28 protein-coding genes are annotated in these 26,771 nt (G+C 68.1%); 14 read left to right on the top strand and 14 right to left on the bottom strand.

All coding sequences use genetic code 11. The features are described 5' to 3' along the window. Positions 1-199 precede the first annotated feature (199 nt). The 3 genes from AC1DGE_RS00890 to AC1DGE_RS00900 are packed head-to-tail and all read right to left on the bottom strand — an operon-like array spanning position 200 to position 2,318. On the bottom strand, positions 200-859 hold the full coding sequence (locus AC1DGE_RS00890) for an energy-coupling factor transporter transmembrane component T family protein (RefSeq protein WP_476892572.1): 660 nt from the start codon (positions 857-859) through the stop codon (positions 200-202). Further along, positions 856-1,614 (bottom strand): energy-coupling factor ABC transporter ATP-binding protein, encoded by a 759-nt coding sequence (locus AC1DGE_RS00895; protein ID WP_476892571.1) that lies wholly within the window; start codon positions 1,612-1,614, stop codon positions 856-858. The genes AC1DGE_RS00890 and AC1DGE_RS00895 overlap by 4 nt, the downstream gene beginning before the upstream one ends. Beyond that, positions 1,611-2,318 carry a biotin transporter BioY gene (locus AC1DGE_RS00900; protein WP_476909412.1) on the bottom strand — a complete coding sequence of 236 codons (708 nt, stop codon included), beginning with the start codon at positions 2,316-2,318 and terminating at the stop codon, positions 1,611-1,613. Before AC1DGE_RS00900 ends, AC1DGE_RS00895 begins: the two co-directional genes overlap by 4 nt. 310 nt (positions 2,319-2,628) lie before the next feature. On the opposite strand from AC1DGE_RS00900, the gene AC1DGE_RS00905 reads away from it, so the two are divergent. Next, entirely contained in the window at positions 2,629-4,227 is a 1,599-nt protein-coding gene (locus AC1DGE_RS00905; RefSeq protein WP_441418706.1) for an ABC-F family ATP-binding cassette domain-containing protein, read from the top strand. Positions 4,228-4,469: 242 nt separating this feature from the next. Here AC1DGE_RS00905 and AC1DGE_RS00910 read toward each other — a convergent pair whose 3' ends face one another. The 4 genes from AC1DGE_RS00910 to AC1DGE_RS00925 are packed head-to-tail and all read right to left on the bottom strand — an operon-like array spanning position 4,470 to position 6,579. After that, positions 4,470-4,937, bottom strand: a complete 468-nt coding sequence (locus tag AC1DGE_RS00910; RefSeq protein ID WP_476916712.1) for a YbaK/EbsC family protein — start codon at positions 4,935-4,937, stop codon at positions 4,470-4,472. Positions 4,938-4,948: 11 nt separating this feature from the next. Continuing rightward, a complete protein-coding gene (locus AC1DGE_RS00915; protein ID WP_476916713.1) occupies positions 4,949-5,830 on the bottom strand; it encodes an SURF1 family cytochrome oxidase biogenesis protein in 882 nt (293 codons plus the stop codon). Continuing rightward, a complete protein-coding gene (locus tag AC1DGE_RS00920) occupies positions 5,831-6,127 on the bottom strand; it encodes a hypothetical protein (protein ID WP_476916714.1) in 297 nt (98 codons plus the stop codon). It abuts the gene before it with no gap. After that, complete coding sequence (locus AC1DGE_RS00925) at positions 6,124-6,579, bottom strand: DUF3099 domain-containing protein (protein ID WP_476892566.1); 456 nt, start codon at positions 6,577-6,579, stop codon at positions 6,124-6,126. The genes AC1DGE_RS00920 and AC1DGE_RS00925 overlap by 4 nt, the downstream gene beginning before the upstream one ends. Positions 6,580-6,731: 152 nt before the next feature. Between AC1DGE_RS00925 and fabG the strand changes: the two genes are divergently transcribed. Beyond that, positions 6,732-7,457: a 3-oxoacyl-ACP reductase FabG gene (fabG, locus tag AC1DGE_RS00930; protein WP_175323342.1), complete on the top strand. Its 726-nt coding sequence runs from the start codon at positions 6,732-6,734 to the stop codon at positions 7,455-7,457. A gap of 174 nt (positions 7,458-7,631) precedes the next feature. Further along, positions 7,632-8,051, top strand: a complete 420-nt coding sequence (locus AC1DGE_RS00935; protein WP_476909407.1) for an Hsp20/alpha crystallin family protein — start codon at positions 7,632-7,634, stop codon at positions 8,049-8,051. Between the two features lie 75 nt (positions 8,052-8,126). Here the strand turns inward: AC1DGE_RS00935 and AC1DGE_RS00940 are convergent, their stop codons facing one another. Continuing rightward, positions 8,127-8,516 (bottom strand): DUF5655 domain-containing protein, encoded by a 390-nt coding sequence (locus tag AC1DGE_RS00940; protein WP_476892564.1) that lies wholly within the window; start codon positions 8,514-8,516, stop codon positions 8,127-8,129. A 407-nt stretch (positions 8,517-8,923) separates the two neighbouring features. Between AC1DGE_RS00940 and AC1DGE_RS00945 the strand changes: the two genes are divergently transcribed. Further along, on the top strand, positions 8,924-9,688 hold the full coding sequence (locus tag AC1DGE_RS00945; RefSeq protein ID WP_441418713.1) for an SDR family oxidoreductase: 765 nt from the start codon (positions 8,924-8,926) through the stop codon (positions 9,686-9,688). Between the two features lie 107 nt (positions 9,689-9,795). Here AC1DGE_RS00945 and serB read toward each other — a convergent pair whose 3' ends face one another. Beyond that, complete coding sequence (serB, locus tag AC1DGE_RS00950) at positions 9,796-10,692, bottom strand: phosphoserine phosphatase SerB (protein WP_476916715.1); 897 nt, start codon at positions 10,690-10,692, stop codon at positions 9,796-9,798. A gap of 133 nt (positions 10,693-10,825) precedes the next feature. On the opposite strand from serB, the gene AC1DGE_RS00955 reads away from it, so the two are divergent. From AC1DGE_RS00955 to AC1DGE_RS00975, 5 genes are all read left to right on the top strand, one after another. Further along, positions 10,826-11,611, top strand: a complete 786-nt coding sequence (locus AC1DGE_RS00955) for an ABC transporter ATP-binding protein (protein WP_441418715.1) — start codon at positions 10,826-10,828, stop codon at positions 11,609-11,611. An 18-nt stretch (positions 11,612-11,629) separates the two neighbouring features. Then, positions 11,630-12,415 carry a sulfite exporter TauE/SafE family protein gene (locus AC1DGE_RS00960; protein ID WP_441418716.1) on the top strand — a complete coding sequence of 262 codons (786 nt, stop codon included), beginning with the start codon at positions 11,630-11,632 and terminating at the stop codon, positions 12,413-12,415. 7 nt (positions 12,416-12,422) lie between these two features. Beyond that, a complete protein-coding gene (locus AC1DGE_RS00965) occupies positions 12,423-13,232 on the top strand; it encodes a TrmH family RNA methyltransferase (protein WP_441418717.1) in 810 nt (269 codons plus the stop codon). A gap of 184 nt (positions 13,233-13,416) precedes the next feature. Then, entirely contained in the window at positions 13,417-13,674 is a 258-nt protein-coding gene (locus AC1DGE_RS00970; protein WP_056739465.1) for a type B 50S ribosomal protein L31, read from the top strand. 112 nt (positions 13,675-13,786) lie between these two features. Beyond that, positions 13,787-14,890, top strand: coding sequence for a lipoate--protein ligase family protein (locus AC1DGE_RS00975; protein WP_476909404.1), 1,104 nt, complete (start codon positions 13,787-13,789; stop codon positions 14,888-14,890). 173 nt (positions 14,891-15,063) lie between these two features. Here the strand turns inward: AC1DGE_RS00975 and pepN are convergent, their stop codons facing one another. Together pepN and AC1DGE_RS00985 are read right to left on the bottom strand one after the other, a co-directional pair. Further along, positions 15,064-17,670 (bottom strand): aminopeptidase N, encoded by a 2,607-nt coding sequence (pepN, locus tag AC1DGE_RS00980; RefSeq protein WP_476916716.1) that lies wholly within the window; start codon positions 17,668-17,670, stop codon positions 15,064-15,066. A 67-nt stretch (positions 17,671-17,737) separates the two neighbouring features. After that, positions 17,738-18,763, bottom strand: a complete 1,026-nt coding sequence (locus AC1DGE_RS00985; protein ID WP_476892678.1) for a YeiH family protein — start codon at positions 18,761-18,763, stop codon at positions 17,738-17,740. Between the two features lie 153 nt (positions 18,764-18,916). Between AC1DGE_RS00985 and AC1DGE_RS00990 the strand changes: the two genes are divergently transcribed. Genes AC1DGE_RS00990 through AC1DGE_RS01000 form a run of 3 tightly spaced genes read left to right on the top strand, consistent with a single transcriptional unit; the run spans position 18,917 to position 22,279 of the window. Continuing rightward, a complete protein-coding gene (locus AC1DGE_RS00990) occupies positions 18,917-20,512 on the top strand; it encodes a circularly permuted type 2 ATP-grasp protein (RefSeq protein ID WP_441418720.1) in 1,596 nt (531 codons plus the stop codon). Continuing rightward, positions 20,505-21,431, top strand: coding sequence for an alpha-E domain-containing protein (locus tag AC1DGE_RS00995; RefSeq protein ID WP_175323354.1), 927 nt, complete (start codon positions 20,505-20,507; stop codon positions 21,429-21,431). The genes AC1DGE_RS00990 and AC1DGE_RS00995 overlap by 8 nt, the downstream gene beginning before the upstream one ends. Continuing rightward, positions 21,428-22,279 (top strand): transglutaminase family protein, encoded by an 852-nt coding sequence (locus AC1DGE_RS01000; protein ID WP_441418721.1) that lies wholly within the window; start codon positions 21,428-21,430, stop codon positions 22,277-22,279. The genes AC1DGE_RS00995 and AC1DGE_RS01000 overlap by 4 nt, the downstream gene beginning before the upstream one ends. Positions 22,280-22,308: 29 nt before the next feature. On the opposite strand, the gene AC1DGE_RS01005 is transcribed toward AC1DGE_RS01000, so the two are convergent. Continuing rightward, positions 22,309-22,794 carry a pyridoxamine 5'-phosphate oxidase family protein gene (locus AC1DGE_RS01005; RefSeq protein ID WP_441418722.1) on the bottom strand — a complete coding sequence of 162 codons (486 nt, stop codon included), beginning with the start codon at positions 22,792-22,794 and terminating at the stop codon, positions 22,309-22,311. 160 nt (positions 22,795-22,954) lie between these two features. Here AC1DGE_RS01005 and AC1DGE_RS01010 point away from each other — a divergent pair, with 160 nt between their 5' ends. After that, positions 22,955-24,652 (top strand): GAF domain-containing sensor histidine kinase, encoded by a 1,698-nt coding sequence (locus tag AC1DGE_RS01010; RefSeq protein WP_441418723.1) that lies wholly within the window; start codon positions 22,955-22,957, stop codon positions 24,650-24,652. 46 nt (positions 24,653-24,698) lie between these two features. Here the strand turns inward: AC1DGE_RS01010 and AC1DGE_RS01015 are convergent, their stop codons facing one another. Next, complete coding sequence (locus AC1DGE_RS01015) at positions 24,699-25,433, bottom strand: response regulator (RefSeq protein ID WP_441418724.1); 735 nt, start codon at positions 25,431-25,433, stop codon at positions 24,699-24,701. Between the two features lie 363 nt (positions 25,434-25,796). On the opposite strand from AC1DGE_RS01015, the gene AC1DGE_RS01020 reads away from it, so the two are divergent. After that, positions 25,797-26,240, top strand: a complete 444-nt coding sequence (locus AC1DGE_RS01020; protein WP_441418725.1) for a universal stress protein — start codon at positions 25,797-25,799, stop codon at positions 26,238-26,240. Between the two features lie 43 nt (positions 26,241-26,283). Here the strand turns inward: AC1DGE_RS01020 and AC1DGE_RS01025 are convergent, their stop codons facing one another. Next, a complete protein-coding gene (locus tag AC1DGE_RS01025) occupies positions 26,284-26,751 on the bottom strand; it encodes a pyridoxamine 5'-phosphate oxidase family protein (RefSeq protein ID WP_441418726.1) in 468 nt (155 codons plus the stop codon). Positions 26,752-26,771 lie beyond the last annotated feature (20 nt).

Genomic DNA, 26,771 nt, shown 5'->3' on the forward strand with positions numbered 1-26,771 from the left:
CCGTGGTGGGCCTCGGCAGGGGGCATGCCCGGTGCGCCAACCCTGCCGGACATGCCCGTTCCTGGCTGCGGGGAGTGGACATAGTGGTCACATGTCCAGTGCGCAGGACGAGGAATGGGCATGCGCCGTCGCGGGCCTCAGCAGGGGGCATGCCCAGTGCTTCAAGCCGCGGCACGAAACCTGCCCCGGCCCGGTCGTCTCAGGCCGCTAGGCCGTCCGGATCCTCCCGGTCCTCCCCATCGTCAGCCTCACCCAAACCGCGCGCCGCCAGGGCATCGCCGGTTTGCCGGGCGAATGCCACCGTAGTGATGAAGACCGGCAGCACCAATGCACGCGGGTTCCGTTCCAGGCCGCGGGCCCGTGCCGAATCGCGCACATCGGCGTAGGCGCCGGCGATGAACGGGATGCTGCGCAGCATGATGGCAATTGTCAGGGCGAACCGCTCGGGATCGGCGCCGAGCCGGCGAAAGGGCCGCGCCAGCGAGGCTACACCGTCCAACAGCGACTGGACCTGCGTGGTGGCCGTCAGGATTGCCGCCGCCACCACGCAGACCAAAACGTTCAACACAATCCGCACGGCGACCGGGCCGCCCAGCTGCCACCACTGGAACACGCCGATCACAGCCAGCACGGGCAGGATCGGCCGGACAGCCCGGAACAGCCTGCGGGCACCTGCCCCGCTGAGCAGGAATACCCCGCACAGCAAGGCGAGTCCAGCTGCCGCCGCGGCCCAGTCCGCAACGAGAAACGATCCCATCCCGCACGCCAGTACCAGCAAGAACTTCAGCCACAGGGGAGTCCGGTGCACCAGCGAGGTGCCCGGTACATAGTTGGCGAGCAGGAAGCCATGGCCCCTCACGGCTGCGCCGTCCCCCCGCCGGCTTCCCGCACGCCGGCGCCCCGCACCCCGGCGGGTTCCGCCGCGCAGAGCACGCGGTAGTGCGCGACGGCGGCGGCCGCCCCGCCGTCGAACACGATCTTGCCGTCGTCCACCACCAGCACCCGGTCCAGATCGAGCGCGAGGTCGAGGTCGTGGGTCGACAGGACGATCTGCTGGTCCAGCGCCGCCAGGGTGCGGCGCAGCAGTTCCCGGTTCCGCAGGTCCAGCAGGGTGGAAGGCTCGTCCAGTACCAGGATGTCCGGGTTCACGGCCAGCACCGCAGCGAGGGCGACAAGCTGCCGTTCGCCGCCGGAGAGCTCGTACACGCTCTGGTCCGCCAGCCCCAGCAGCCCGAACCGTTCGAGGCAGGCCTCCGCGAGGGCACGCCGTTCCCCGGCGTTCCGCACCGAGCGGCGCAGCGATAATTCGACGTCTTCGCGACCGGTCGGCATCACGAGTTGCGAGAGCGGATCGGTGAAGACGAAGCCGACGCGGCGGCGGACAGCGCGGACATCCCGGACCGTGTCGAAACCTGCCACCGCCACCGCGCCGGAGCTCGGTGCGACGAGGCCGTTAAGCATCCGGAGCAGCGTGGATTTGCCCGAGCCGTTCGCCCCGATGACGCCGATCCGGCGTTCAGCCAGCGTCAGGGACACCGGCTCAAGCAGGGTCTTGGGCTCCGGGCGGCCGTCGACGGCTACCCGGACGGCCGCACCGTCCAGGACAATACTCATGCGCGTCCGTCTGCCTCGCCGGCCAAGTCCACGCGGCGGATCCGGCGGATCAGCAGGTCAGGGAACGCCTTATGCAGCGTCAACGCGACCGTCACGGCGAGGATGTTTTTGATGACGTCGCCCGGGTAGAAGGCCAGATCGGCGAGGAAGGCCGCGGAGAGACTGAGCTTGGCATTGACCATCATGCCGAGGATGCCCAGCCCGTGGACAAAGACGATGCTACTGACCATGGCGGCACAGAAGAGCAGCACAGACCGGACCTTGGCGGAGTGCGCCCCCGTGCGGCGCAGCACGACGACGGTCAGGGCGCCGACGGCCGTGGCGGCCAGCAGGAAGCCGAAGATGTAGCCGGCCGAGGGTCCCGCCAGGACACCCAGCCCGCTGCGCCCGCCGCTGAAGATCGGCAGCCCGGCGAAGCCCAGCAGGAGGTACAGGCCCACGGCAGCGAAGGCGCGGCCCGGACCGAGCGCCAGTCCGGTGAGCATCACGGCGAGAGTCTGCAGGGTGATCGGCACACCAAGCCCGCCCACGGGGATTGCGGCAATCAGGGCAGAACCCGCGATGATCGCCGCGAACACCGCGATCAGTGCGAGGTCGGTCGCGTCCCAGCGGCGTCGGCGGCTCTGGCGCGGGGCCGCCGGGGCGGTGCTGCCTTGGCCGGCCGCGGGGGTGGGGGTGGTGACGGAATTGTCGGTGTTGCTCATGCTGTTTCCTGTCGAGTGGTCGAGTCGAGTGGTGGGGCCGGGGTCTCACTTCCGACGATACGGCCGCGGCAACCCCGCCATTTTGTAGGCCTTCCACTAAGCGGCGGTCCCCTCGCTGGCCAACCCCGCCAAAGGGAGCCGGCGCTGGCGGACGCGGGCCGCCGTCGTCCGCCGCGTTCCCCGATGTCACCCGGCAGGGGAGGTGCCGGTAGACTGGTAGAGGCCGTTCTCTCGGCCACACTGCCCCGGCCCCGTCCAGACTCCATCCGTTGTGCCGCGGCGTTCCCTGTTGTGAAAGGCCTTAGCTGCATTGATTACCGTCCAGGATCTCGAACTGCGCGCCGGCGCCCGTCTGCTTATGGACCAGGTGAGCTTCCGGATCGACAAGGGAGACAAGATCGGCCTCGTCGGCCGTAACGGTGCAGGCAAGACCACGCTCACCCGCGTCCTGGCCGGCGAGGGCCTGCCCGCCGCCGGTAAGGTCACCCGCAGCGGCGAGATCGGCTACCTGCCGCAGGACCCGCGCACGCCGGACATGGAGCAGCTGGCCCGGGACCGCATCCTGTCCGCCCGCGGCCTCGACATCGCGGTCGGCAAGCTCCGCGTGGCACACGAAGAGATGGCCAGCGAGGACGCCGACGTCCAGCGCAAGGCGATGAACCGCTATGACCGGCTGGAATCCGAGTTCCTCGCCGCCGGCGGCTACGCGGCCGAGGCCGAGGCCGCAGCGATCTGCTCAAACCTCGCCCTGCCGGACCGGCTGCTGAACCAGCCGCTCAAGACCCTTTCGGGCGGCCAGCGCCGCCGTGTGGAGCTGGCGCGCATCCTGTACTCCGACGCCGAGACGATGCTCCTCGATGAGCCCACGAACCACCTCGACGCCGATTCCATCGCCTGGCTCCGGGAGTTCCTGAAGAACCACCAGGGCGGCCTGATCGTGATCAGCCACGACACGGAACTGCTTGAGGCCACGGTGAACAAGGTCTTCCTGCTGGACGCCAACCGCGCGCAGATCGACTTCTACAACATGGACTGGAAGCGCTACCTCACGCAGCGCGAAACCGACGAACGTGCCCGCAAGCGCGAACGCGCCAACGCCGAAAAGAAGGCCCAGGTCCTGATGGACCAGGCCAACAAGATGCGCGCCAAGGCCACCAAGGCCGTCGCCGCGCAGAACATGGCCAAGCGCGCCGAACGCCTCCTCGGCGGCCTCGAAGCGGTCCGCGAGAACGACCGCGTGGCTGCCCTGCGCTTCCCGGACCCCTCACCCTGCGGCAAGACGCCGCTCACCGCCGACGGCCTCAGCAAGTCCTACGGCTCGCTGGAAATCTTCACCGACGTCGACCTCGCCATCGACCGCGGCTCCAAGGTGGTCATCCTGGGCCTCAACGGTGCCGGCAAGACCACATTGCTGCGCATGCTCGCCGGTGTCGACAAGCCGGACACCGGCGAAGTGATCCCCGGCCACGGACTGAAGGTCGGCTACTACGCCCAGGAACATGAGACGCTCGACGTCGACCGCACCGTTCTGCAGAACATGCGCTCCTCGGCCCCTGACATGAACGACGCCGAGGTCCGCAACATCCTGGGCTCGTTCCTGTTCTCCGGCGACGACGTCGACAAGCCCGCCGGTGTGCTCTCCGGCGGCGAAAAGACACGATTGGCGCTGGCCACCATCGTGGCCTCGAGCGCGAACGTGCTGCTCCTTGATGAGCCCACCAACAACCTCGACCCGGCCAGCCGCGCCGAAATCCTCGGGGCCCTGAGCAACTACACCGGTGCCGTGGTGCTGGTGAGCCACGACGAGGGTGCTGTCGAAGCCCTCAACCCGGAGCGTGTTGTGCTGCTTCCTGATGGCGTCGAGGACCTCTGGAATGAGGACTACCTGGACTTGATCACGCTGGCTTAGGCCGCTCGCCTTCCTTCGCCGCTCCGCCTTCGTTCCGTGGTTGGGTTCGCGCCTCGCGCGCGCAATTTGCCGCGTGCTCGCTCGTCCTCTCCACCGTCGCCCTAACCTCGCAAGCTCGGCCAGGGAACCCTGACGGCGTGGGCCCCCGCTTAGACGCACGCTACGCAAATTGCCCGCGTTCGGCGCTTACTTGGACGTCACCATTGCGCTTGAGGCAACGTCACCATCCGTGCTGCCAGTGTTTAGCGGATAGGCATCTGTTCGGCGTTGGTGATGCGGTGGAGTTCTTGGTAGGTGATCGAGAACATGGAGTGGTGGTCGCCGGCGCCGGCCCAGAGGAGTTCGTGGTCCTTGAGGGACTCGTCGAGCAGGGTCCTGATCTTCTGCGGGTGGCCCACCGGGGCTACACCCCCGACGCGCTGGCCCGTGTGCAGCAGGACGAAGTCGGCATCCGCGCGGCGGATCTTCCCTGACCCGAGCCGCGCGGCGACGTGGCGGAGATCGACCTTGGCCGCGCCGCTGGCCAGGATCAGCAGGGGAGCGCCGTCGACGTCGAACACGAGGCTGTTGGTGATCGCCGCGACGTCGCAGCCCAAGGCCGCGGCCGCCGCGGCGGCGGTCGGCACCTGGGTCTCAAAGACGGCTACGGTGTCGGCCGCGCCCGCCGCGAGGAGCGCGCGCCGGACGTTCGCTACGGCGTCGGGGYCCATGCTGTGCTCCTTCAGAATCCCTGGGCGTCCAGGATGGCGTCTTCCTCTTCCTCCGCGGTGGCAGTTTTCCGCTTCCGGGGGACAGGACGACGGCGGGGCGCCGGGTTGCTGGCGTGCAGGTAGCCGTCGGCGGCCGCGGCCTGATCCTGGGCGTCCTCGGCGTCAATCTCAGCGTTGCGGGCTTGCTGGCGTGCTGCGTAGCCGAAGCCGACGAACATGAGAACGCCAAAGGCAAACCACTGCAGCGAGTAGGACAGGTGCGTGCCCTCGTCGGTGGACGGTTTGGGGAAGCCGACGGGCATGTCCGCTGCCGGCGGGGTTTCCGAGGCCAGCTGGCCGTAGGCCCCGGTGAGGAGGGGATACCCGAGCTGGGCCGAGTAGGCGGCGAGGTCGATCGACGCGAGCTGCCCGTCCGGCGCGCCGCGCTGCAGTTCCGGCTCGGAATGCTTGAGCCGCGCAACCACCGTGACCTCGCCCGGGGGCGGGGCAGGAATTGAGTCCGGGCTGCCCGGGGTCTTGTTGCCGATGGGCAGCCAGCCGCGGTCGATCACAACCGTCTCGCCGGAGTCCAGCTTGAAGGGGACCACCACCTCGTAGCCCGGTTGGCCGTTGAGCGGGCGGTTGCGGACAATCCGCTGGCCGGCCTCGTCGTAGCGGCCGTGCAGCTCGACCTGTGTCCATTCACGGTCGGCCTCGAGTTTAATGAACTGGTTCCGGGCGTCCGCGAAGGGGATCGGGGTGGCCGAGTAATTCGAGACGACGCGGTTGATCTCCGCGAGCGTTTCCGCCCGGCGGTCCATCTGCCAGCGGCCCAGAAGCACGCAGGCGGTGGCGAAAATGGCGGCCAGGAGCAGGTAGCCCAGCCACTTGCTGGAGAAAAGGAAGCGGTACATTCAGCCGGCCCTGCCCGGGGCGATGGTCGAGGCAGCGTCGTTCCCGGCCCCGCCCGCGGCTTCGTCGGGGGTGCTGTGCAGCGGAAGGGTTTCCTTCCACAGCCCCCGCGTCTGGAGATAATCCTCCAGCCAGGCCCGGTGCTCCGGACAGGCGAGCCAGATCTTGCGCCGCTCCGGCGTGTGGATCTTGGGGTTGTTCCACAGAAGTTGCCACTCGGCGTGCGCACGGCACGCCTTGCGCGAGCACAGCGCGCTGGCGGGCTCGGCCGTCGGGTCGGCCAAGTCAAAAATGTTCATGAAGCTGCCCGTCCGTGGTCTTCGTCGTCGTCAATCAGCTCGCCCTGCAACAGGGTGATGGGGACATCGTCCGCCGCCGGTGGTTCCTGGCCCGTTGTTTGCCCGGAGCGTGGAGCGTCCAATTCGCCCATCGGCACGTAGTCGATCAGCGATTCGCTGTGCACTTCGGCGTGGTCGCTGCCGTTGGCGATCACCACCGCAAACCACGGCAGGAACACTGCTCCGATGACGGGGAGGATCTTGAACCAGCCGTCGACCACAAACACCAGGATCAGGCAGACCATGCGGATGCCCATCGCCACGGCATACTTGATCATCCGCTGACGCATCTCTTCCGAGTGGGCGGCGGCGGCGTCGGTAATGCTGTGGACCTCGGTGTCGCCGGAGTCCTCCCCGGACGTCCGTTCACCGGGTCGGTTCTTGTTTGTCACGGCTTTCAGATCACGCTCCATAGGCTTCCTGCAATTCTCTCACCATCGGCTGGACCGCCCAAACAGCGGGCGGCCCAGAGCGGGGTGGAGCGCGCCGGAGGCTAAGATCGGAGGCAGGAAAATCCAGCCCACCCAACGCGGTGCCAGTGAGCCGCAGAATCCCGGAGCCCAACATGTCTGAAGCAACCTCCACCGGCCGCAGCGTCCTCATCACCGGCGGCAACCGCGGCATCGGCCTGGCCATCGCCGAATCCTTCCTCGCCAACGGCGACAAGGTGGCGGTCACCTACCGCAGCGCGGCCACGCTCCCGGAGGGCATCCTCGGCGTCAAGGCAGACGTCACGGACGAGGCTTCGGTGGACGCGGCGTTCACGGAAGTCGAGGCGGCGCACGGCCCCGTCGAGGTCCTGGTGGCCAACGCCGGCATCACCAAAGACACGCTCCTGATGCGGATGAGCGAGGACGACTTCACCTCGGTCATCGACACAAATCTCACCGGAGCCTTCAGGGTGATCAAGCGCGCCTCCAAGGGCATGATCCGCGCACGCAAGGGCCGCGTGGTACTCATTTCCTCCGTCTCCGGCCTCTACGGCGCCCCGGGCCAGATCAACTACTCCGCATCCAAGGCCGGCCTCGTCGGGATTGCCCGCTCCCTCACCCGCGAACTCGGGGGTCGCGGAATCACCGCCAACGTGGTGGCGCCGGGCTTCATCAACACGGATATGACCGCCGAGCTGCCGGAAGCCACGCAGAAGGACTACCTGTCGAAGGTTCCCGCGGGCCGCTTCGCCGAGGCGTCGGAAGTGGCCGACGTCGTCCGCTGGATTGCCAGCGACGAGGCCGCCTACATCTCCGGCGCGGTTATCCCGGTCGACGGCGGCCTTGGTATGGGCCACTAGGCAATAGCTCTGCGGCCGGCTTTGGGCTCCACGGACGACGGCGGCCGCCGTCGTCCGCGGCGGCGGCACGAGGCCGGGCCTTTGGCCCTAGGCGGCGCTGCGGCCGGGGGCGTGTAATGGGGTTACAGCCCCTGACCGCGCCAAGGCAGGGGCGTGGACCCAGGAGGATTTATCATGGCTGATCTCAGCAAGTGGGCGCCCTCGGACATGTTGGAACCTGTCCGTCGGTTCCTCGACGGCGACCTGACGATGGCGTCGACCATCAAGGTCGAGCAGTTCCAGGACGGCAATACCCTGGTGGTGCGGGCGGAGGTTCCCGGTATCGATCCCGACAAGGACGTCGACGTGTCGGTCAGCGAAGGCATGCTGCACATCCGGGCCGAACGCGAAGAAAAGACCGAGCACAAGAGCAAGACCGGCTATCGCTCGGAATTCCGCTACGGCTCCTTCCTGCGCAGCATCGCCCTCCCGGCCGGGGCAGAGGAAGAGGACATCACGGCCAGCTATAAGGACGGCGTCCTGGAAGTGCGCGCGCCGGCCCCCGTGGCGGCGCCAGGGGAGCCCACGAAGAAAATCCGGGTGGACCGCGCCTGACGCGGGTCCCCGTATGGCGGGCCGCCCGCCCGCGGCGAAGCCCCGCCGGCTGGGGACGAGCGGCGATCGCTTTCCTCAGCCGGCTTCGTCCCTTGCCTGCCGCAGCCATCCCGCGACCTCGGCGTCCAGGTCCTCTTCAGCGCGGAGCTCCACATGATGCATCCACAGGCCGGGGGACGGGTTAACCACCGACTTGAACCGGGGCGAGTCGATGCGGTTGCGCAGCGCAATGGACAGTACGGCCGGGACATCTGAGCGGACATAGCGTCCCGGCCACCAGACGTAGGCGAACCCGCGACGGCGTCCGCGGAAGGCCACCTGGCTGGTGGTCGCCCTGATTTCGGGCGGCGCGGCTGCCGGCGGAGACGTGGCGAGGAGCCGTTCCACCGCGCGGCAAAGGTCCAGGCCGCGCGGTGACCCGCTGAAGACCTCTTCCGGCGTGGATTCGGTGCCGTGGCTCCCCATGGGCGCGAGCCTACGCCCCGGCGCGGTGCCAAAACAGAAGCGTGTGGGCCAATCGAACCGGGGACGCAGGTTGTACTCGGTGAGACCAGGGGAGCGCGCACCTCACGCGCGGGGGACATGTCCACTCTTGGCTGCAGTCTCCGGGGGACATGCCCACTCCCGGCTGCGGGCGATGGACACTTAGGCATTATGTCCCTTGCTGCGCCCGCCATCTGGGCATGTCCCGTGGTCTGGGGCGCCGGGAGTGGGCATGTCCCGCGCATTACCCGAAAACCAATCCGCGCCGCCACCCGAACTAGGCCCGCACGGCTTCTTTGTGGATCCCGAACAACCGAAATGCTGCGGGCCGCTGGCATGATGGACAGCAGACCCCACAGTATTTGGATGTTTGGAACAAAGGAGCTCGAATGGGACTGCTGGACAACAAGACCGCAATCGTTACCGGTTCATCGCGCGGCATCGGCGCAGAGGTCGCCAAATTCCTCGCCGCCGAGGGTGCCGCCGTCGTTGTGAACTACCGCCAGAAGGCGCCGCGCGCCAACAAGGTTGTCGCTGAGATCGAGGCCGCGGGCGGCCGGGCTGCAGCCGTGGGCGCAGACCTGACCACGCAGGAAGGCGTCCAGGCCCTGGCCAGCGCCGCAATGGAGAACTTCGGCTCACTGGATCTCCTGGTCCTGAACGCTTCCGGCGGCATGGAGTCCGGCATGGAAGAGGGTTACGCGCTCAAGCTGAACCGCGACGCCCAGGTCAACATGCTCAATGCCGCCGTGCCGCTGATGGCCGAGGGCTCACGCGTGGTCTTCGTGACCAGCCACCAGGCCCACTTCATCAATACCGTGCCCACCATGCCCGAGTATGAGCCCGTCGCCCGCAGCAAGCGCGCGGGCGAGGATGCGCTCCGCGAACTGGTTCCGGCCCTGGCGGAGAAGGGCATCTCGCTGGTGGTTGTCTCCGGCGACATGATTGAAGGCACCGTCACCGCCACACTCTTGGACCGCTCCAACCCGGGCGCCATCGAGGCCCGCCGCGCCGAGGCCGGCAAGCTGTATTCGGTCAAGGAATTCGCCGCCGAGGTCGCCAAGATGGCCACCGCCGACGTCGAAACCGGCCACACCGAATACGTCGGGGGCGCCGACTACTTCGACAAGTCAAACGGCACGGTCAACAACTAGCAGCCACCGGGATGGCACTTGGCGGCAGTGTTCTTCAATGACACTGCCGCCAAGTGTCATCTGGCGTTAAGGGACTGGCGTTAAGGGACGGGCGTCAAGGCGCGGGCTCAGACGCCGGCGATGTGCCGGACGGCATCGAGGTAGGGCATGTTCACTGCAGCGTCCGCCACCGCGCGGACGGCGGGCTTGGCGTTGAACGCGACACCGATGCCCGCGGCGCCAAGCATGTCCAAGTCATTGGCCCCGTCGCCCACCGCAATGGTGTGTTCCATCGGGATGCCCTCCGCGGCCGCCCATTCGCGCAGGTACTTTTCCTTGGCGGCGCGGTCCACCACATCTCCCAGCACCCTGCCGGTCAGCGCGCCGTCGACGATTTCCAGTTCGTTGGCGATCCAGTAGTCCAGTCCCAGGCCCTCGGCAATCGGCCGCAGGATCTGGTTGAAGCCGCCCGAGACGACGGCGACGGCGTGTCCGGCCGCCTTGAAGGCCGCCACCAGCTCTGCCGCGCCGTCGCTCAGAGTCACCTCGGCGCGGACGGAGTCGACGACGTCGGCCGGCAGCCCGGCGAGCACCGCCACCCGGGCGTGCAGGCTCTGCGCGAAGTCCAGTTCGCCGCGCATGGCCGCCTCGGTCACGGCCGTCACTTCCTCCCGCTTGCCCGCATAGGCGGCCAGCAGCTCAATGACTTCCTGCCGGATCAGTGTGGAGTCGACGTCCATGATCAGGAACTTCCGCGCTGCCTGCCGCAGGGCAGCGGGAACGATTGCCGTTTCGACGCCCTCGACGCCGGCCGCGGCGACGCTCCGGCGAAGGTCGGCCAGCCCCGCCTCGGTCAGGGCGTCCGGCAGCGTGCAGTCCGCGGAGTAGACCGCGAAGCGGCCGTCGCCGGAGGTGCTTTCGGCGCCGACGGACAGCCCCGCTCCGGACAGCGAACGGCGCAGCTGCTCTACTTCGGGAAGGGACAAATGCACGCCGTAGCTGACCGCGGTCACGTTCGAACTCATGGCCTCAATCCTAGCGAGCGCGCCGCAGCCGCCCGGAATTCGTTTCGCGCTGGTGACGCGCCCGGGGGACACCGCCCTCTGGCCTGCGGCCCGGTTATCAGTAGTCCGCTTTTTTGTCCTAGTGTCTACTCCTATGAGTGATGTTCTTGAAATGGCCGCCGTCAGCGTTGTACGTGGGGCGAAAACGCTCCTGGACAAGGTTGACTGGCAGGTCAAGGAAGGCGAGCGTTGGGTGATCCTCGGTCCCAACGGCGCTGGCAAGACCACTCTGTTGCAGGTGGCCGCAGCACGCCTCCATCCCACCAGCGGCATGGCCGGGATCCTCGAAGAGATCCTCGGCGCCGTGGACGTCTTCGAACTCCGCCCGCGGATCGGCCTGTCCTCCGCCGCCCTCGCCAACCAGATCCCCGAGCACGAAAAGGTCCTCAACGTCGTCGTGACCGCCGCGTACGGCGTCACCGGCCGCTGGCGCGAGGGCTACGAGAAGGACGACGAACGCCGCGCCTTCGCCCTGCTCAATGAGTGGGGGATGGGCCCGCTGCTCAACCGCCCCTTCGCCTCCCTCTCCGAAGGGGAACGCAAGCGCGTGCAGATTGCCCGCGCGCTCATGACGGATCCTGAACTGCTCTTGCTCGACGAGCCCGCCGCCGGCCTGGACCTGGGCGGCCGCGAGGACCTCGTCCACCGGCTCAGCGAGCTGGCCCGCGACGAGGCTGCCCCCGCGATCGTGCTGGTCACCCACCACCTCGAAGAGGTCCCGCCGGGCTTCACCCACGCACTCCTCCTGCGCGACGGCGGCGTTGTTGCCTCCGGCCCGCTGGCCGAGGTGCTGACCGCGGAAAACCTCAGCAAGACGTTCGGCGTCGACCTCGACGTCAACGTTTCCGGCGGCCGGTACACCGCCACCGCCCGCCGCTGAAGAAACCACTGACAGCGCGTGGAGTTCCTCAGTAGCGTCTTCATTTTCTTCGCCGGCCTCTGGGCCGGAACCATCAACAGCGTGGTGGGCTCGGGCACCCTGGTGACTTTTCCGGTGCTGATCGCCCTCGGCTTCGCCCCGGTGACCGCCTCGATCAGCAACGCCATGGGCCTTGTGGCCGGCAGCGCGGCCGGTGCTTGGGGCTACCGCAAGGAGCTGGCAGGGCGGCGGAACCAGCTGCTCCGGCTGCTGCCCGCCTCACTGCTGGGCGGCATCACCGGCGCCTACTTGCTGCTGCACCTGCCGGAAATGGTGTTCCACTACGCCGCGCCCGCGCTGATCGTGGTGGCCCTGCTGATGGTGGTGTTCCAGCCCAGGCTGCAACGCTGGGTGCAGAACCGGGAAGAAAACCCGGAGCACGCCATCCGCGACAAACGGCACGGGATCCTGCTGGTGGTCCTGGTCTACCTCGCCGGTGTCTACGGCGGATACTTCGTGGCGGCGCAGGGCATCCTGCTGGTCGGCATCCTCGGGGTGTTCATGGCCGGAACCATGCAGAACGCCAACGCCATGAAGAACATCCTGGTCCTCGGCGTGAACCTCGTCGCCGCGGCATCCTACCTGCTCTTCGCCTTCGACCGGATCAGCTGGCCCGCCGTCGGGCTGATCGCCGTCAGTTCGCTGATCGGCGGCCTGGTCGGTTCCAAGGTGGGCCGCCGCCTGTCGCCGCCGGTGCTGCGCGGCGTGATCTTCATCCTGGGAACCGTGGCCCTGGGCTTCATGATCGCCAAACTGGTGAATTGACCGGCGCATGAGCTTCCACTACCTCGAATCCGCCGACGACCCCCGGGTCGCCGACTACACCCAGCTCACGGACGTGCACCTGCGCAAGCTCCGCGAACCCGCCGAGGGCATGTACATTGCGGAGTCCTCCCGGGTGCTGCGCCGCGCCCTCGCCGCCGGGCACCGGCCGCGTTCTTTCTTCCTTGCGGAGAAGTGGATCCAGGACCTCGCCGATGTCTTTGAGGAGTATCCGGACGTCCCGGCCTACATCGGCTCGGCCGCGCTCCTGGAGGAGATTACCGGCTTCCACCTGCACCGGGGCGCGATGGCAGCCATGCACCGTCCGGCGCCCGTGCCGCTGCCCCACCTGCTCGCCGGTGCCCGCCGGATCGCGGTCCTCGAGGACATTGTGGACCACACGAATGTCGGCGCGATCTTCCGGTCCGCGGCCGCCCTGGGGCTTGACGCCGTGCTGGTCTCCCCGCGCTGTGGCGACCCCCTCTACCGGCGCAGCGTGCGCGTGAGCATGGGAACCGTTTTCCAGGTCCCGTGGGCCCGGCTCGACACGTGGCCGGGGGAGCTGGCGGTGCTCAAGGAACACGGCTTCCTGGTCGCCGCGATGGAGCTGACCCCGGACGCGGTGGACGTCGATGTGCTCGCGGCCCGGAACCCCGAACGGCTGGCCCTGGTGCTTGGCACCGAGGGCGCCGGGATGAGTGAGGAGACCCTGGCCGCCGTCGATCTGGCCGTGAAGATCCCGATGCGCCCCGGCGTCGATTCGCTCAACGTCGCCGCGGCCTCCGCCGTCGCGTTCTGGGAACTGCGGCCCCGCGACTGACACTCCGCGGCCGCCCGCCGGTCGGTTCGGAGATCCTCCGCGGCCGCCTGCGGGCCGGTTCGTCCAGTCGGGGGATCTGGGCTATTATTGGTAGCTGGCCGTGCTGCGCCTTCCGGCGCCGAGCAGCCATCCCACTCATACCTGGCAGCTGGCAAAATCCAGTTGCGTGAACAAAGGTCCAATTATGCAGTCTGATATCCACCCGAAGTACGAAGCTGTTGTTTTCAACGACCTGGCTTCCGGCGTCAAGTTCCTGACCAAGTCCACTGTGTCTTCCTCGAAGACCATCGAGTGGGAAGACGGAAACACCTACCCGGTCATCGACGTCGAAATCTCCTCCGAGTCCCACCCGTTCTACACGGGCAAGCAGCGCATCATGGACTCTGCAGGCCGCGTCGAGCGCTTCAACGCTCGCTTCAAGGGCTTCGGCGGCAAGAAGTAACTTTCTTCACTCCAAAGTCTTTTGGAAAAGCCCGCACCGGCAACGGTGCGGGCTTTTTGCGTCCCGGCCGCTTTGCGTACCCGGACCCTGGCCGCGTGGCAGGATTAAGGGTATGACTTCCTTCCCTTCGCCCGCAGCGTCCGCCACCGAGGACGACGGCGGCCGCCGCCACGGCGAGTACAAGGTTCCCGGCGGCAAACTGGTGGTGGCCGACCTCAACGTCGTCGACGGGGTCCTGGCCCACGTCTCGATCAGCGGGGACTTCTTCCTGGAACCCGACGAGGCGCTCTTGGAGATCAATCGCAGCCTCACCGGCCTGCCCGAGGATGCCAGCGCGGCCGACCTTGCCGCGGCGGTCAAGGCCGCGCTGCCCGAGGACGCTGTGCTCTTCGGTTTCTCCGCCGAGGCGATCGCCATCACGGTCCGCCGGGCCCTGGCCAAGGCCACGGGCTGGGCCGACCACCACTGGAACATCATCGGCCCGTCCGTGCTGCCCACCCACGTGAACGTGGCCCTGGACGAGGTCCTCACCGAGGAGGTCGGCGCCGGCCGCCGCAACCCGACGCTGCGGTTCTGGGACTGGGAGGAGCCGTCTGTGGTGATCGGCAGCTTCCAGTCCGTCCGCAACGAGGTCCACCCCGACGGCGTGAGCCGGCACGGCATCAGTGTGGTCCGCCGGATCAGCGGCGGGGGTGCCATGTTCATGGAGGCCGGTAACTGCATCACTTACTCGCTCTACCTGCCGCAGACGCTCGTGGACGGCATCAGCTTCGCCGACTCCTACGGTTTCCTGGACGCGTGGGTCATGGCGGCCCTGGAAAAGGTCGGCATCAGCGCGTTCTACGTGCCGCTGAACGACATCGCCACCGAGCAGGGCAAGATCGGCGGCGCCGCACAGAAGCGCCTCGCCAACGGCGGCATGCTGCACCACGTCACCATGAGCTACGACATCGACGCCGACAAGATGGTCGAGGTGCTCCGGATCGGCAAGGAGAAACTCTCGGACAAGGGCACGACGAGCGCAAAGAAACGCGTCGACCCGCTGCGCCGGCAGACCGGACTGGCCCGCGCCGAGATTGTCGCCGCCATGATGGAGGTTTTCACCGAGCGGTACGGCGCGACGCCGGCGGAACTTACCGACGCCGAGCTCGACGCCGCCCGGCAGCGGGTGGAGACCAAGTTCGGCACCACGGAGTGGCTACACCGGGTCCCGTAGCGTCCCCACTATCGCGCCGGCTGCTCCGCAGCAGTCCTCCGTACACACCCCCAGCGGCCGTTTGCATGCGATGGGCGCCCGGGCGGGCGACGTCCTTCGTCGATTCGCCACCAATGGCCGCTATGCCCACGCGTATAGCGGCCATTCGCGTCAGATGGGCGCCCCGGCGGTTCCTAGCCCGCGGCCTGCGCCGTGAGGGCCCGCAGCAACTGGCTACGCTGTTCGATGATGATCCGTCGCAGCGCGCGGGGTGCGTCCGTATGTTCGGCGAGCCACTTGTCCGTCCGGACGATCACCGGGTGCTCCTCCGGAGGCAGGTCGGGGGTCAGGTCCTGGCCGGCCGGGTAGAGGCCGCGAACGATCCGGCTGGCGATCTCGATGCTGCGGTCCGCCCAGACCCGCTCGAGGCACTCGAAGTAGGGTTCGACGTAGCCGGCCAGCAGGCCGGCCGGCGCGGTGTTGAAGCCCGCGATGGTGGCACTGAGCAACTGGTTGGACAGTGCGGTGCCGTGCACGGCGGCGTCCCAGGCGGCATCCTTGACCGAGGGCTCAGGCCGGGCCGCTAGGGCGGTGGCGTGCCCGGACTTGCCCGAGGCGGTGTTGTCGCGGGCCAGTTCGGCGTCCAGCTGCGCCGGGTCCGCCTGGCCGTTGGCCGCGAGGGCGTGCCAGAGGTTCCAGCGGAGCTCCGCATCGACGGAGAGGCCCTCGATGACAGTGCTGCCGTCCAGCAGGCCCTTCGCCAGGTCCAGCCGTCCGGCGTCGAAGCGGCTCGTGGCGGCGAGCGTGCGTGCCCAGGCCAGCTGGTGGTCGGAGCCGGGCGCTGCCTTCTCCAGTTCGGCGGCGGCGACGTCCAGGAAGGCGCTGCGGACGGCGTTCCGCCCGGCCGCGGGAACGTAGCGTTCGATCGCCGTTCCGGCGTTGCCGAGGACATTCAGGAGCACGCCGATGCCGGTCTCGAAGGCGCCGAAGCGCTGCACTGCCTCCACGTAGCGGGCCGCGGGCGTGACGGCGTCCCGGGCGGAATCCCACAACGCGGTCCAGCACAGTGCCCGTGCCATCGGATCGCTGATCGTCCCCAGGGAACTGCGCACGGTGGCCTCGGAGTGCGGGTCCAGCCGGACCTTGGCGTAGCTGAGGTCCTCATCGTTGACCAGCAGCAGCGCCGGTCGCGCCTTGCCGGCGAGCTGGCTTACCAGGGTGAGTTCGCCGTCGACGTCGGTCTCCACGCTGTCGGTGCGCACCAGGGCGCCGGCGGCATCGGGGTTGTAGAGGCCGATCCRCAGCCGGTGCGGCCGCGGCTCCTGCCGGCCGGTGATCGGGTCCTCCGCGTGCTGGTGCAGGGACACGGTGGCCAGGACGCCATCGTGCTCCTCGATCTCGGAGGTGAGGGTCGAGATGCCGGAGGTCTGCAGCCACTGCCGGGCCCAGGTGGCGAGGTCGCGGCCGGACGCGGCGCTGAGCGCGGCCAGCAGGTCCTCCAGCGTGGTGTTGCCGTAGGCGTGGTCGCGGAAGTACTGGCGCGATCCGGCGATGAACGCCTCGAAGCCCACGTAGGCGACCAATTGCTTGAGCACCGAGGCGCCCTTGGCATAGGTGATGCCGTCGAAGTTCTGCTTGGCGGCCTCAAGGTCCGGGATGTCCGCGACGATCGGGTGCGTGGTGGGCAGCTGGTCCTGGACGTAGGCCCAGGCCTTGCGGTTGTTGGCGAAGTTCACCCAGGCGGTTTCCCAGTCCGTGGTGCGGTCCACGCCGAGGGTCCCCATGTAGTCCGCGAAGGATTCCTTGAGCCACAGATCGTCCCACCACTGCATCGTGACCAGGTCGCCGAACCACATGTGCGCCATTTCGTGCAGCAGGGTGTTGGCCCGGCCCTGGTACTGCGAGTCGGCCGCCCGGGAGGTGAACACATAGCTTTCCGTGAACGTCACCAGGCCGGGGTTCTCCATGGCGCCCAGGTTGTACTCGGGCACGAAGGCCTGCTCGTACTTACCCCAGGGGTACGGGTAGTCGAAGAGATCGTTGAAGAAGTCCAGGCCGTTCCTGGTCAGCCGGAACAGTTCCGCCGCGTCGAAAGACGGCGCCATGGAGGCCCGGCAGTAGAGGGCCAGCGGCACGTCCAGCGCGGTGCCGTCCGAGAGGGTCCCGTGCCAGGTGTCCTCGGCCTTGAAGTAGGGGCCAGCGAGCACCGTGGTGATGTAGGTGGACATCGGCTTGGTGGGGGCGAAGTCCCAGCGGCTTGTCGCCGGATCACTGGTCAGCTGGGTGCGTAGGGCTTCGACGCCGTTCGAGGACACCTGCCATTCGGACGGGGCCATCACGTGGAAGGTGAACTCGGCCTTGAGGTCGGGCTGTTCGAAGTTCGCGAACACGCGCCGCGCGTCCGCGGGCTCGTACTGGGTGTAGAGGTAGCACTGGCCGTCGGCGGGATCGAAGAAACGGTGCATACCCTCGCCGGAGGTGCTGAACAGGGCGGTGCCGGTGACAGTGACTTGGTTTTCGGCCTGCAGATTGTCCAGCCGGATCCTCGAGCCGTCCACCACGTCCGCCACCGGCAGGCCCTTGCCGTTGAGGAAGACGCTGTGCACCTTGCTGCTGATGAAGTCCAGGAAGGTGGAGGCGCCGGGCTCGCTGGCGGAGAAGTTGATGACGCTGCGGCTGGTATAGCCCGCGACCATGGGGTCCGCCGCCTGCCGGACGTCAAGGGACACGTCGTAGCTGTGGGTGGTGATCAGGGCTGAGCGGGCGGCCGCTTCGTCACGGCGCAGGTTCTGGTTCGACACTCCGCTATCTAATCACGAGCGGTGCCGCTGCACAGCCGGGGTCAGCGCCCGGTAACAGCGCCCGGTATCAGTGCCCGGGGATGAGGACGACGGCGGCGCCCAGGCCCAGCGCGGCGATCAGCAGCCACGAGGCCAGGGCGGCCAGCAGGGCACGGGTCCCGGTGCGCAGCAGGTGCCGCACCCGCACGGCCGAACCAAGTCCGAACAGCGCCATGCCCAGCAGCAGGTCCTGCAGCACGGCGGCCGCCCCGAGCGCCGCGGGGGAGAGCCAGCCGGCGGACCGCAGGGCCGCCATGGCGATGAACCCCACCACGAACAGCGGGACGACCGGCGGGAGCTTCCCGCCGTCGTCGGATCCAATCCGGTGGTGGATGCCCGCCGCGGCGACCATGGGCGCGAGCAGCAGTACCCGGGTGAGTTTGACGATCACGGCGACGGCGAGAGCCGAAGCCCCGGCGGTCTGCGCGGTGGCGACCACCTGCCCGACGTCGTGCACCGAAGCGCCGGCCCATGCCCCGAAAGCTTCCGGGCCCAGTCCCAACGGGCCGATCAGGAGCGGCAGGACGCCGATGGCTAGCGTGCCGCATAGCGTGACCAGCGCGATTGGGAGCACGGTGTCAGCCTGCCGGATGCGGCGCACCGCGGCCATCGCACCGATCGCGGAGGCGCCGCAGATGGCGAACCCGGTCGCGATCAGCAGCGACACCGGCGGCGGCAGCCGGAAGAGCCGGCCGATGCCGTAGGTGCCGGCGAAGGCCGCCAGCACCACCCCGGTGATCAGCAGCAGCGCGGGCCAGCCCAGGCCCAGGACATCCACCACGCTGACTTTGAGCCCCAGCACCACGATGCCGCTGCGCATCAGGTGCTTCCCGGCGAAGTCCAGCCCGGGCCGGCCGGAGCCGGCGCTCCAGCCGGACACACCGGGCAGGTTCGCGGCCAGCAGTCCCAGCACCACCGCCACCGTCATGGCCGGCAGTGCGGGCAGCGCCAGGTGGACGGCGAGGGCTGTTACGACGGCGGCGGCGCAGGCGAGCAGGCCCGGCAGCAACGGCTGCAGCCGGGCCGGGCGCCGCTGCAGGAAGGCGGGTCGGATAAGTGGCACGCACCCAACCTTGCCGTAATTTGCGGACAAACATCGAAGCGCGACACGGAACCGCTCCAAAGCCGGACGCAGGTGTGAGCCGCAACACGCCCCACCGGATGCACCGAAATGATTTCGTAACGAAAAGGTGGTTGGCTAGTGGGCATGTCTGACCTTTTCCAGGATTACTCCGAGGCCGCCGGCCGCAGCGGCGCCTACGACGAGATGTTTACCCCGGACCAGCAGGCCCGGCGCTCCTACGGGCAGGTGGCCGGGGCGCTGCAGGAGCTCTCACTGGCCGACGTCACCGCCCGCGCCGACTCGATGGCACGGACCTTCCTGGACCGCGGCGTCACCTTCGACTTCGCGGGGGAGGAGCGGCCGTTCCCGCTGGACATCGTGCCCCGGGTAATCCCGGCCGACGAGTGGTCTGTCCTGGAACGCGGGGTGGCCCAGCGCGTCCGGGCCCTCGAAGCCTTCCTGAACGACGTCTACGACAAGATGACGGTCGTCGCCGACGGCGTCATCCCGCGGCAGCTCGTCACCACCAGCGCCCACTTCCACCGCCAGGTCCACGGTTTCGAACCGGCAGGCGGCGTGCGCGTGCACATTTCCGGCATCGACGTCGTCCGCGACGCGGCCGGAACGTTCCGCGTCCTGGAAGACAACGTGCGCGTCCCGTCCGGAGTCAGCTACGTCCTGGAGAACCGCCGCGCCATGGCCAAGGGCCTGCCGGAAGCGTTCGGCCAGCAGCTCATCCGCCCGGTGGAGGAATACCCGCGCCGGCTGCTCTCCGCGCTGCGCAAGACCGCGCCGTCCGGCGTCGACGATCCCACCGTCGTGGTCCTGACCCCCGGCGTGTTCAACAGCGCCTACTTCGAGCACACCCTGCTGGCCGGCCTGATGGGCGTCGAGCTCGTCGAGGGCCGGGACCTGATCTGCCGCGGCAACCGGGTGTACATGCGCACCACCGCCGGCGAACAACGGGTGGACGTGATCTACAAGCGGATCGACGACGAGTTCCTGGACCCGCTGCAGTTCCGCTCCGACTCCATGCTTGGCTGCCCCGGGCTGGTCAATGCCGCCCGCGCTGGCGGCGTCACGATCGCCAACGCGGTGGGCAACGGCGTCGCGGACGACAAGCTGGTCTACAGCTACGTGCCGGACCTGATCCGGTATTACCTCAGCGAAGAACCCGTGATCGCCAACGTGGACACCTTCCGGCTTGAGGAGAAGGAAGCCCGCGAGCACGTGCTGGACCGGCTCGACGAGCTGGTGGTCAAGCCGGTCGACGGATCTGGCGGCAAGGGCCTGGTCATCGGCCCCGACGCGTCCAAGGACGAGCTCGAGGCCCTGCGCAAGCGCATCATCGCCGACCCGCGCGGCTGGATCGCGCAGCCGGTGCTGCAGCTCTCCACCGTGCCCACGCTCAGCGGCGACAAGTTCGGCCCGCGGCACGTGGACCTGCGCCCCTTCGCGGTCAACGACGGCGACGACGTCTGGGTCCTGCCCGGCGGCCTCACCCGGGTGGCGCTCAAGGAGGGGTCCCTGATCGTGAACTCCAGCCAGGGCGGCGGCTCCAAGGACACCTGGGTGCTGGCGGACTCCCCGCAGGTCCCGGTCGAGGTCATCCCGCGGCCTGCCATTGCGGTCCGCGAGCGGGTCTCGGTCTGGCCGGTGGAGAGCAACTGGCGTGACAGCCAGAAGGAACAACAACAGCAGCAGATGTCCGACGCGCGGGAGGTAGCCGAGAATGCTTAGCCGTATTGCCGAGTCACTGTTTTGGATCGGCCGCTATGTGGAACGCGCGGACGGCACCGCACGGATCCTGGACGTCCACCTCGAACGGCTGAACCACCTGCCGATGGAGGAACAGCGCAGCGTCGCGCAGGAACTCCTCGCCGTCATGGGCGCCCGGCCGCAGTCCGAGGACTTCGGCCTGGACGAGCTGCTGCATGCTTTGGCCTACGACAAGCACAGCGCCACCTCGATCGCCGGTTCCCTGGGGGCCGCGCGTGAGAACGCCCGGCGCGCCCGGGAAACCGTGTCCTCCGGTCTGTGGGAGAGCCTGAACACCACCTACTACGGGCTGAACCAGCACCGCAAGGACGTGGTGGGCACCTACCGCTTCTGCAACTGGGTGTTGGAACGCACCGCGATGGTCAGCGGCCTTGCGGACACCACGGTCAGCCACGACGAAAGCTGGCTGTTCCTGGTCCTGGGACGCTCGCTGGAGCGGGCCGACATGACCGCGCGGATGCTCTCGACCCGGGATGTGCTCTCGGCCGGGATGTCCTGGGTCAACATGCTCCGCTGCGCCGGCGCGTACGAATCCTTTTTGCGGACCCGCCGGGCCGCCTTCGGCGATCAGCACGCGGCCGAGTTCCTGCTGCTGGACCGGCTGTTCCCGCGGTCCATCGTTTACGCCCTGCGCGACGCCGACGATTGCCTCGCCAAGCTGGACCCCTCGGCGCAGCGCGTCGGCTTCATCAATGACGCCCGACGGATCGTGGGCCAGGCCCGGACCTTCCTTGAGTTCCATCGCACCGACGACCTGATGTCAGAGCTGCCGGAGCACATGGAGCGCGTGCAGAAGGCCGTCTCGCAGGCCTCGGACGCCATTTCCCGTAAGTACTTCAATCAGGCAGACGAACTGGCCTGGGTGGGAGAAGTTTCATGACCCGGCTCAGCATCACGCACAAGACCGCGTACAAGTACAACAAGCGGGTCACGCTCTCCTACAACGAGGCCCGGATGACGCCGCTGACGGACCCGCAGCAGGTGGTGCTGGAGTCCTCCATGAAGGTCTCGCCGTCGCAGGCGGCGCTCAGCAGCTACCGCGACTACTGGGGCACCCGCGTGACGGCCTTCGACATGCAGATGCCGCACGACCACCTCGAGGTCCTCTCCACCACCACGGTGGAGGTTCACCGCGTCGAGCGGATCCCGGCCGAGGCGGACATCGTCGGCTGGGACGTGCTCTCTTCGCCCGAAACGCTCAACCAGTTCAGCGACTGGATCCCGCAGTCGCAGCTGACCGGCCCCGGCGCCGAGGTGCTCGCGATCGTCCCCGGCGTCGTCGAGGGGCGCAACCCGCATGAGGCCGCCATGGCCGTGTTCGAATGGATGCGCGGCGAGATGAGCTACATGAAGGGCTCCACCGGCGTCACCACGAACGCCGAGGAGGCCTGGACTCAGCGCCAGGGCGTCTGCCAGGACCTCGCCCACTTGGCCATCGGGGCGTTGCGCAGCTGCGGAATCCCGGCCCGGTACGTCTCCGGTTACCTGCACCCGCGTTCGACGGCGGATCTCGGCGAGACGGTCGCCGGGCAGTCGCATGCCTGGCTGGAATGGTGGGACGGGGAATGGCGCAGCTGGGACCCGACAAACCACAAACCTGCCGGGGACTTCCATGTCACGGTGGCGCGCGGCCGCGACTACCGCGACGTACCGCCGCTCAAGGGCATCCTGTCCGGCGGCGGAGGGTCCGCCCTGTCAGTGACGGTGGAAATCACCCGGCTGGCCTAAGCCGCTTTCCGGCCGTCCGCGGTTGGGGGTTATTCGAAGCCCGAGCGGGTGGCGTCGTCCAGCGGCGTCCACCACGTCAGCGGCGGCACAATCTTGAAACGCCTGCCGGTGATCGAGTCCGGAGTGATGCGGACGAAGTGGTCCTTCTTGCCGGCCTGCCACGGGAAGAGCAGCAGGCCCACCGTATCCAGGATCTCCTCCGTGTTCTTCACCGCGGCGGCCTGGCCCTTGATCACCACGCTCCAGGCGATGCCCCTGTCCGCATCGACGCCGTCGGCCTCCACTGCTACCGGAGTGTCGCCGGTCGCGGCCTGCAGCTTCGTGCCCTCCGCGGTGCGGAAAACGAGGGTTCCGTGGTCCACCTTGTAGTTGATCGGGAAGATGTCCGGATGGTCGTCCACCCACACGGCCATCCGGCCCACGGTCACGCTGCGCAGCAGCCGCCAGCACTCGTGGTTGTCCAGGTTTTCGACTTCATGGGGCTGGCCTGCGGCCGGTTTCGGATCGGTGCTCATGGCGCCGAGCCTACGTCAGCCGGCGACAATCGGGCTAGGGCATAACGGCCCGGCGGCGTAATAATCCCCGAGCTTTTAGGGTCCGATCGGAAGGTATCAGGGTATTCTGGCAACACGTCATCGGCGCGGATGTACGTCGTGAGGATTGGGGCCAATGTAGATGCATTCACCTAATAACAGCCCGGAGATCGTGAATTCCGGCAACCCCCGGATCGAGGACCTGCTCAAGGACTTCGTGTCCCGCGCCGGAGAGCTGCTCCAGTCCCAGGAGCGCATGGCGGGCCTGCTCGAAGCCGTCGTCGCCGTGGCCGAGGATCTCAGCCTGGACGCCGTCCTGGAACGCGTGGTGCAGTCCTCCTGCCGCCTCCTGCACGCCCGCTACGGCGCCCTCGGCGTGATCGGCGATGACCACGCCCTGAGCCACTTCATCACCGTTGGAATCGACGGCGAGCTCGCGCAGCAGATCGGACCTTTGCCGACCGGGCACGGGGTGCTGGGCCTACTGATAAGCGATCCCCGGCCGTTACGGCTGCAGGACCTGCGCAAACATCCGGAGGCTTACGGATTCCCGAAGCACCACCCGCCCATGCAGTCCTTCCTCGGCGTGCCGGTCCGGGTCCGGGACACCGTGTTCGGCAATCTCTACCTGACGGAGAAGGAAGGCGGCGGGGACTTCACCGCGGAGGATGAGGCGCTTGCGGTGGCGCTGGCCGCCGCAGCGGGCGTCGCGATCGAGAACGCCAAACTCTACGACGACTCCCGGCGACGTGCCCGCTGGCTGGAAGCGTGCATGGATGTGTCCGGGCTGATGCTCGCCAGCGACCGGGACTACTCCGCGGGCGGCCTCGACCCRATCGCGGCGCGGGCGCTGCAGGAGTCGGATTCGGCGCTGGCGCTGATTGTGGCTCCCGCCGTGTCCGGGCCCGGGTTCATCGTGGCGGGCGCCGCGGGGGAGCGGGCCAAGGACTTCTCCGGCACGTCGCTCTGCCTCGACTCGCCCGAGCTGCAGGACGTGCTCTCCGGCGGCGAGCCGGTCATGCTTGACCACGCCGGCGGGGTTTTTAACGGGGTCGACGGCGGCGGCCTGGGTCCGCTGCTCGCGGTGGCCCTCAGCACGCAGGGCGCCCACCACGGCCTCCTGCTGCTGGCCCGCAACCCGGAGTCGCTGCGCTACGCCCGTACCGACGTCGAGATGGGCGCTGTTTTCGGCTCGCACGTGGCACTCGCCCTCGAACTCGCCCGCGTGCACCGGCTCCGCGAGGAACTGCTGGTGTTTACGGACCGGGACCGGATCGCCCGGGACCTGCACGATCTCGTGATCCAGCGGCTTTTCGCGGCCGGCCTGAGCGTGCAGAGCCTGACGCGGTTCACCAAGGACGAACTCGCAACCGAGCGGATCCGCAATATCACCGGCGAACTGGACGAAGCGATCCGCAGCCTGCGCGACACGATTTACTCGCTCAAGAGCAGCAGCGGCGAAACGGAACTGCTCAGCGGAAGGATCCGTCGGGTGACCCGAAGCTCCGCCAAGTCCATGCCCTTCACGCCCCGGCTGACGCTGACCGGCCCGGTGGACGCCGTCACGCCGGACAAGGCGGACAACGTCGTGGCTGTGGTTTCCGAAGGGCTGAGCAACGCCATCCGGCATTCCGGTGCGGACGCTATCTCGGTGTCGGTAGCCGTCATCAAGGGCCAGGTCACGGTGGTCATCACGGACAACGGTTCCGGCTTCAATGACAGCCAGGAGCGCAACGGCCTGGCCAATCTGGAAGATCGGGCGCGGATGCTGGACGGCCAGTGCACCATCACGACGGCGCCGGACGCCGGAACCAGCGTCGAATGGTCCGTCCCGCTCTAGCCGGCGTGCCCGGCTTCGGCCCGGCGGGCAGGTCGGGCAGGCACCCTCAGTGGATGCTGTGTCGCCGGCCGGCGTCGGCCTCGGTGCCGTTGGCGGGCGTTCCCGCGCCGGCCGGGCTGGCGATGAACACCGCCGCCTGGGTGCGGCGCTCGAAGCCCAGTTTGGCCAGCAGGGATGAGACGTAGTTCTTGACGGTCTTTTCGGCCAGGAACATCTCTGCCGCGATCTGGCGGTTCGTGAGCCCGCCGCCGACCAACTCCAGCACCCTGCGTTCCTGCGGCGTGAGGGAAGCGGTCCGGGGATCAACTTCTTCGGTTTCCACCAGGCTTTCAACGATCCCGGCGGCCACGCCGTCCTCGAAGAGGGATTCGCCCGAGGCGGCGCGGCGCAGGGCGCCGATCAGGTCGGTTCCGCCGATCTCCTTCAGGACGTAGCCTGAGGCTCCGGCGAGGACGGCGCCGCGAAGGGCCTGTTCGTCGTCGAAGCTGGTGAGGATGATGCAGTTGAGCGAGGGGTCGACGGAACGAACGTCGCGGCAGACCTCGATCCCGGTCCCGTCGGGCAGCCGGGCATCCAGAACGCAAACGTCCGGGTGCAGCGCTGGAATCCGCCGCGTCGCCTCCACGGCTGATCCCGAACTGCCGACGACCAGGAATCCCTCGCCCTCCAGGAGTTCCTGGAGGCCCCGGCGGACCAGCTCGTGGTCGTCGAGGATGAACACGCGGATCACGGCCGGGTGGCCCTCGGTTGCAGTGAGACCGGCATCTGCCCAGGCAATCATGTTTCTCCCRTCCGGGCGCTGTCGCTGCCACCGGTCCCACGGAGCTCCCCAGCTCGCGTTGCAGGTCCGTGGCGGAGCGCGCCCGTCCAACTTGTGCGGGACCCTGCTTGCTGATCCCTTAATTGCGGTGAAGTCGTACCTTCCATTGTGGGCTTTGGACGCCCCCAATGGTCGCGAAGCGGGAATATTTCTTCGCCGCGCACTGAAAGTCTGCGGCCGGTGCGTTGCCCCGGACAAGGGCCGTTCGGCCCACGACGCCGGGCCGGCTGGGCCCGCCGCCGTGACTTTCGGCCCTAGCCTGCGGACCCGGACGCCGGAATCCTTGGAGCTACGTGCCATGGGGGCACCACGAAGGGACCAGTCATGAGCGAGGCTACGGGCATCCGGACCATCGTGGTCGGAGTCGACGGATCGGACGCTTCGGTGGAGGCCCTGCGGCAGGCGCAACGGCTGGCGGTCCCGCTGTCGGCCAACATCGTGGCACTGGCCTGCTGGGACGTTCCGCCGGTCTACGACGGTTACGTCGCCATGGGAATCAACGATTTCGACGTGCGGGCGGGTGAAATCCTGCAGGAGACCGTGGTGAAGGCCTTCGGCGAAGCCACCCCCGCCAATGTGGAAACGCGGCTGGTGCAGGGGCACCCGCGCAAAGTGCTCCTCGATGAGAGCCGCGCCGCGGACCTGCTGGTGCTGGGCCGGCGCGGGCACGGCGGCTTCGGCGGCCTGCTGCTCGGCTCGGTGAGCTCCGCCCTCGTGGCGCACGCGCACTGCCCCGTACTGGTGGTGCACACACCGGAAAAGCGTTAGCCGGGGCTGACAGGGGGCCCGGGGCGGCCGCGTCCGTCCGGGTCTATTCGAAAGAGGCCCGCCGCGGGTCCGCCAGCCGGGTGTGCCAGACATCCGGGTTGTTGACCTTGAAGCGGCGTCCGGTGAGGGCCTTGGGCGCCAGCCGCACGTAGTAGTTCTTTTCACCGGGCTGCCAGGGCTCCAGGAGCAAGTCGTCCACCGCGTCCTTGTCCGCTTGGTCTTCGATCAGTTCGGCTTCGCCGCGGGCGACGACGCTCCAGGCTGTCTGCTCGTGCGAGTCGTAGCCGTCGATCTCAAAGGCAACCGGTTTGGCCGTGATGGCGCCCCACAGCTTGGTGCCACCGGCCGTGCGGAACACGATCGAGCGGCGCTGCAGGACGAAGTTCACCGGAAATACCTCCGGGTGGCCGTCGACGATCAGGGCAATCCGCCCGACAACTTCGCTGTCGAGCAGCACCCAGCACTGGTCGATGGACAGCTGGAAATTGGGCGGAGGCGTCGTCGTATTCACAGCTCCACGTTACGGACAGG

This window comes from Arthrobacter sp. 05N425 (genome assembly GCF_056397125.1).

Excerpts from the sequence above, each read along its gene's own strand:
- serB (WP_476916715.1), bottom strand. The coding sequence starts at position 10,692 with ATGAGTTCGAACGTGACCGCGGTCAGCTACGGCGTGCATTTGTCCCTT.
- AC1DGE_RS00920 (WP_476916714.1), bottom strand. The coding sequence starts at position 6,127 with ATGAACATTTTTGACTTGGCCGACCCGACGGCCGAGCCCGCCAGCGCG.
- AC1DGE_RS01005 (WP_441418722.1), bottom strand. The coding sequence starts at position 22,794 with ATGAGCACCGATCCGAAACCGGCCGCAGGCCAGCCCCATGAAGTCGAA.
- AC1DGE_RS00895 (WP_476892571.1), bottom strand. The coding sequence starts at position 1,614 with ATGAGTATTGTCCTGGACGGTGCGGCCGTCCGGGTAGCCGTCGACGGC.
- AC1DGE_RS00915 (WP_476916713.1), bottom strand. The coding sequence starts at position 5,830 with ATGTACCGCTTCCTTTTCTCCAGCAAGTGGCTGGGCTACCTGCTCCTG.
- fabG (WP_175323342.1), top strand. The coding sequence starts at position 6,732 with ATGTCTGAAGCAACCTCCACCGGCCGCAGCGTCCTCATCACCGGCGGC.
- AC1DGE_RS01015 (WP_441418724.1), bottom strand. The coding sequence starts at position 25,433 with ATGATTGCCTGGGCAGATGCCGGTCTCACTGCAACCGAGGGCCACCCG.
- AC1DGE_RS00940 (WP_476892564.1), bottom strand. The coding sequence starts at position 8,516 with ATGGGGAGCCACGGCACCGAATCCACGCCGGAAGAGGTCTTCAGCGGG.
- AC1DGE_RS00955 (WP_441418715.1), top strand. The coding sequence starts at position 10,826 with ATGAGTGATGTTCTTGAAATGGCCGCCGTCAGCGTTGTACGTGGGGCG.
- AC1DGE_RS00995 (WP_175323354.1), top strand. The coding sequence starts at position 20,505 with ATGCTTAGCCGTATTGCCGAGTCACTGTTTTGGATCGGCCGCTATGTG.
- AC1DGE_RS00970 (WP_056739465.1), top strand. The coding sequence starts at position 13,417 with ATGCAGTCTGATATCCACCCGAAGTACGAAGCTGTTGTTTTCAACGAC.
- AC1DGE_RS00965 (WP_441418717.1), top strand. The coding sequence starts at position 12,423 with ATGAGCTTCCACTACCTCGAATCCGCCGACGACCCCCGGGTCGCCGAC.
- AC1DGE_RS00935 (WP_476909407.1), top strand. The coding sequence starts at position 7,632 with ATGGCTGATCTCAGCAAGTGGGCGCCCTCGGACATGTTGGAACCTGTC.
- AC1DGE_RS01020 (WP_441418725.1), top strand. The coding sequence starts at position 25,797 with ATGAGCGAGGCTACGGGCATCCGGACCATCGTGGTCGGAGTCGACGGA.
- AC1DGE_RS00990 (WP_441418720.1), top strand. The coding sequence starts at position 18,917 with ATGTCTGACCTTTTCCAGGATTACTCCGAGGCCGCCGGCCGCAGCGGC.
- AC1DGE_RS00925 (WP_476892566.1), bottom strand. The coding sequence starts at position 6,579 with ATGGAGCGTGATCTGAAAGCCGTGACAAACAAGAACCGACCCGGTGAA.
- AC1DGE_RS00945 (WP_441418713.1), top strand. The coding sequence starts at position 8,924 with ATGGGACTGCTGGACAACAAGACCGCAATCGTTACCGGTTCATCGCGC.
- AC1DGE_RS01000 (WP_441418721.1), top strand. The coding sequence starts at position 21,428 with ATGACCCGGCTCAGCATCACGCACAAGACCGCGTACAAGTACAACAAG.
- AC1DGE_RS00900 (WP_476909412.1), bottom strand. The coding sequence starts at position 2,318 with ATGAGCAACACCGACAATTCCGTCACCACCCCCACCCCCGCGGCCGGC.
- AC1DGE_RS00975 (WP_476909404.1), top strand. The coding sequence starts at position 13,787 with ATGACTTCCTTCCCTTCGCCCGCAGCGTCCGCCACCGAGGACGACGGC.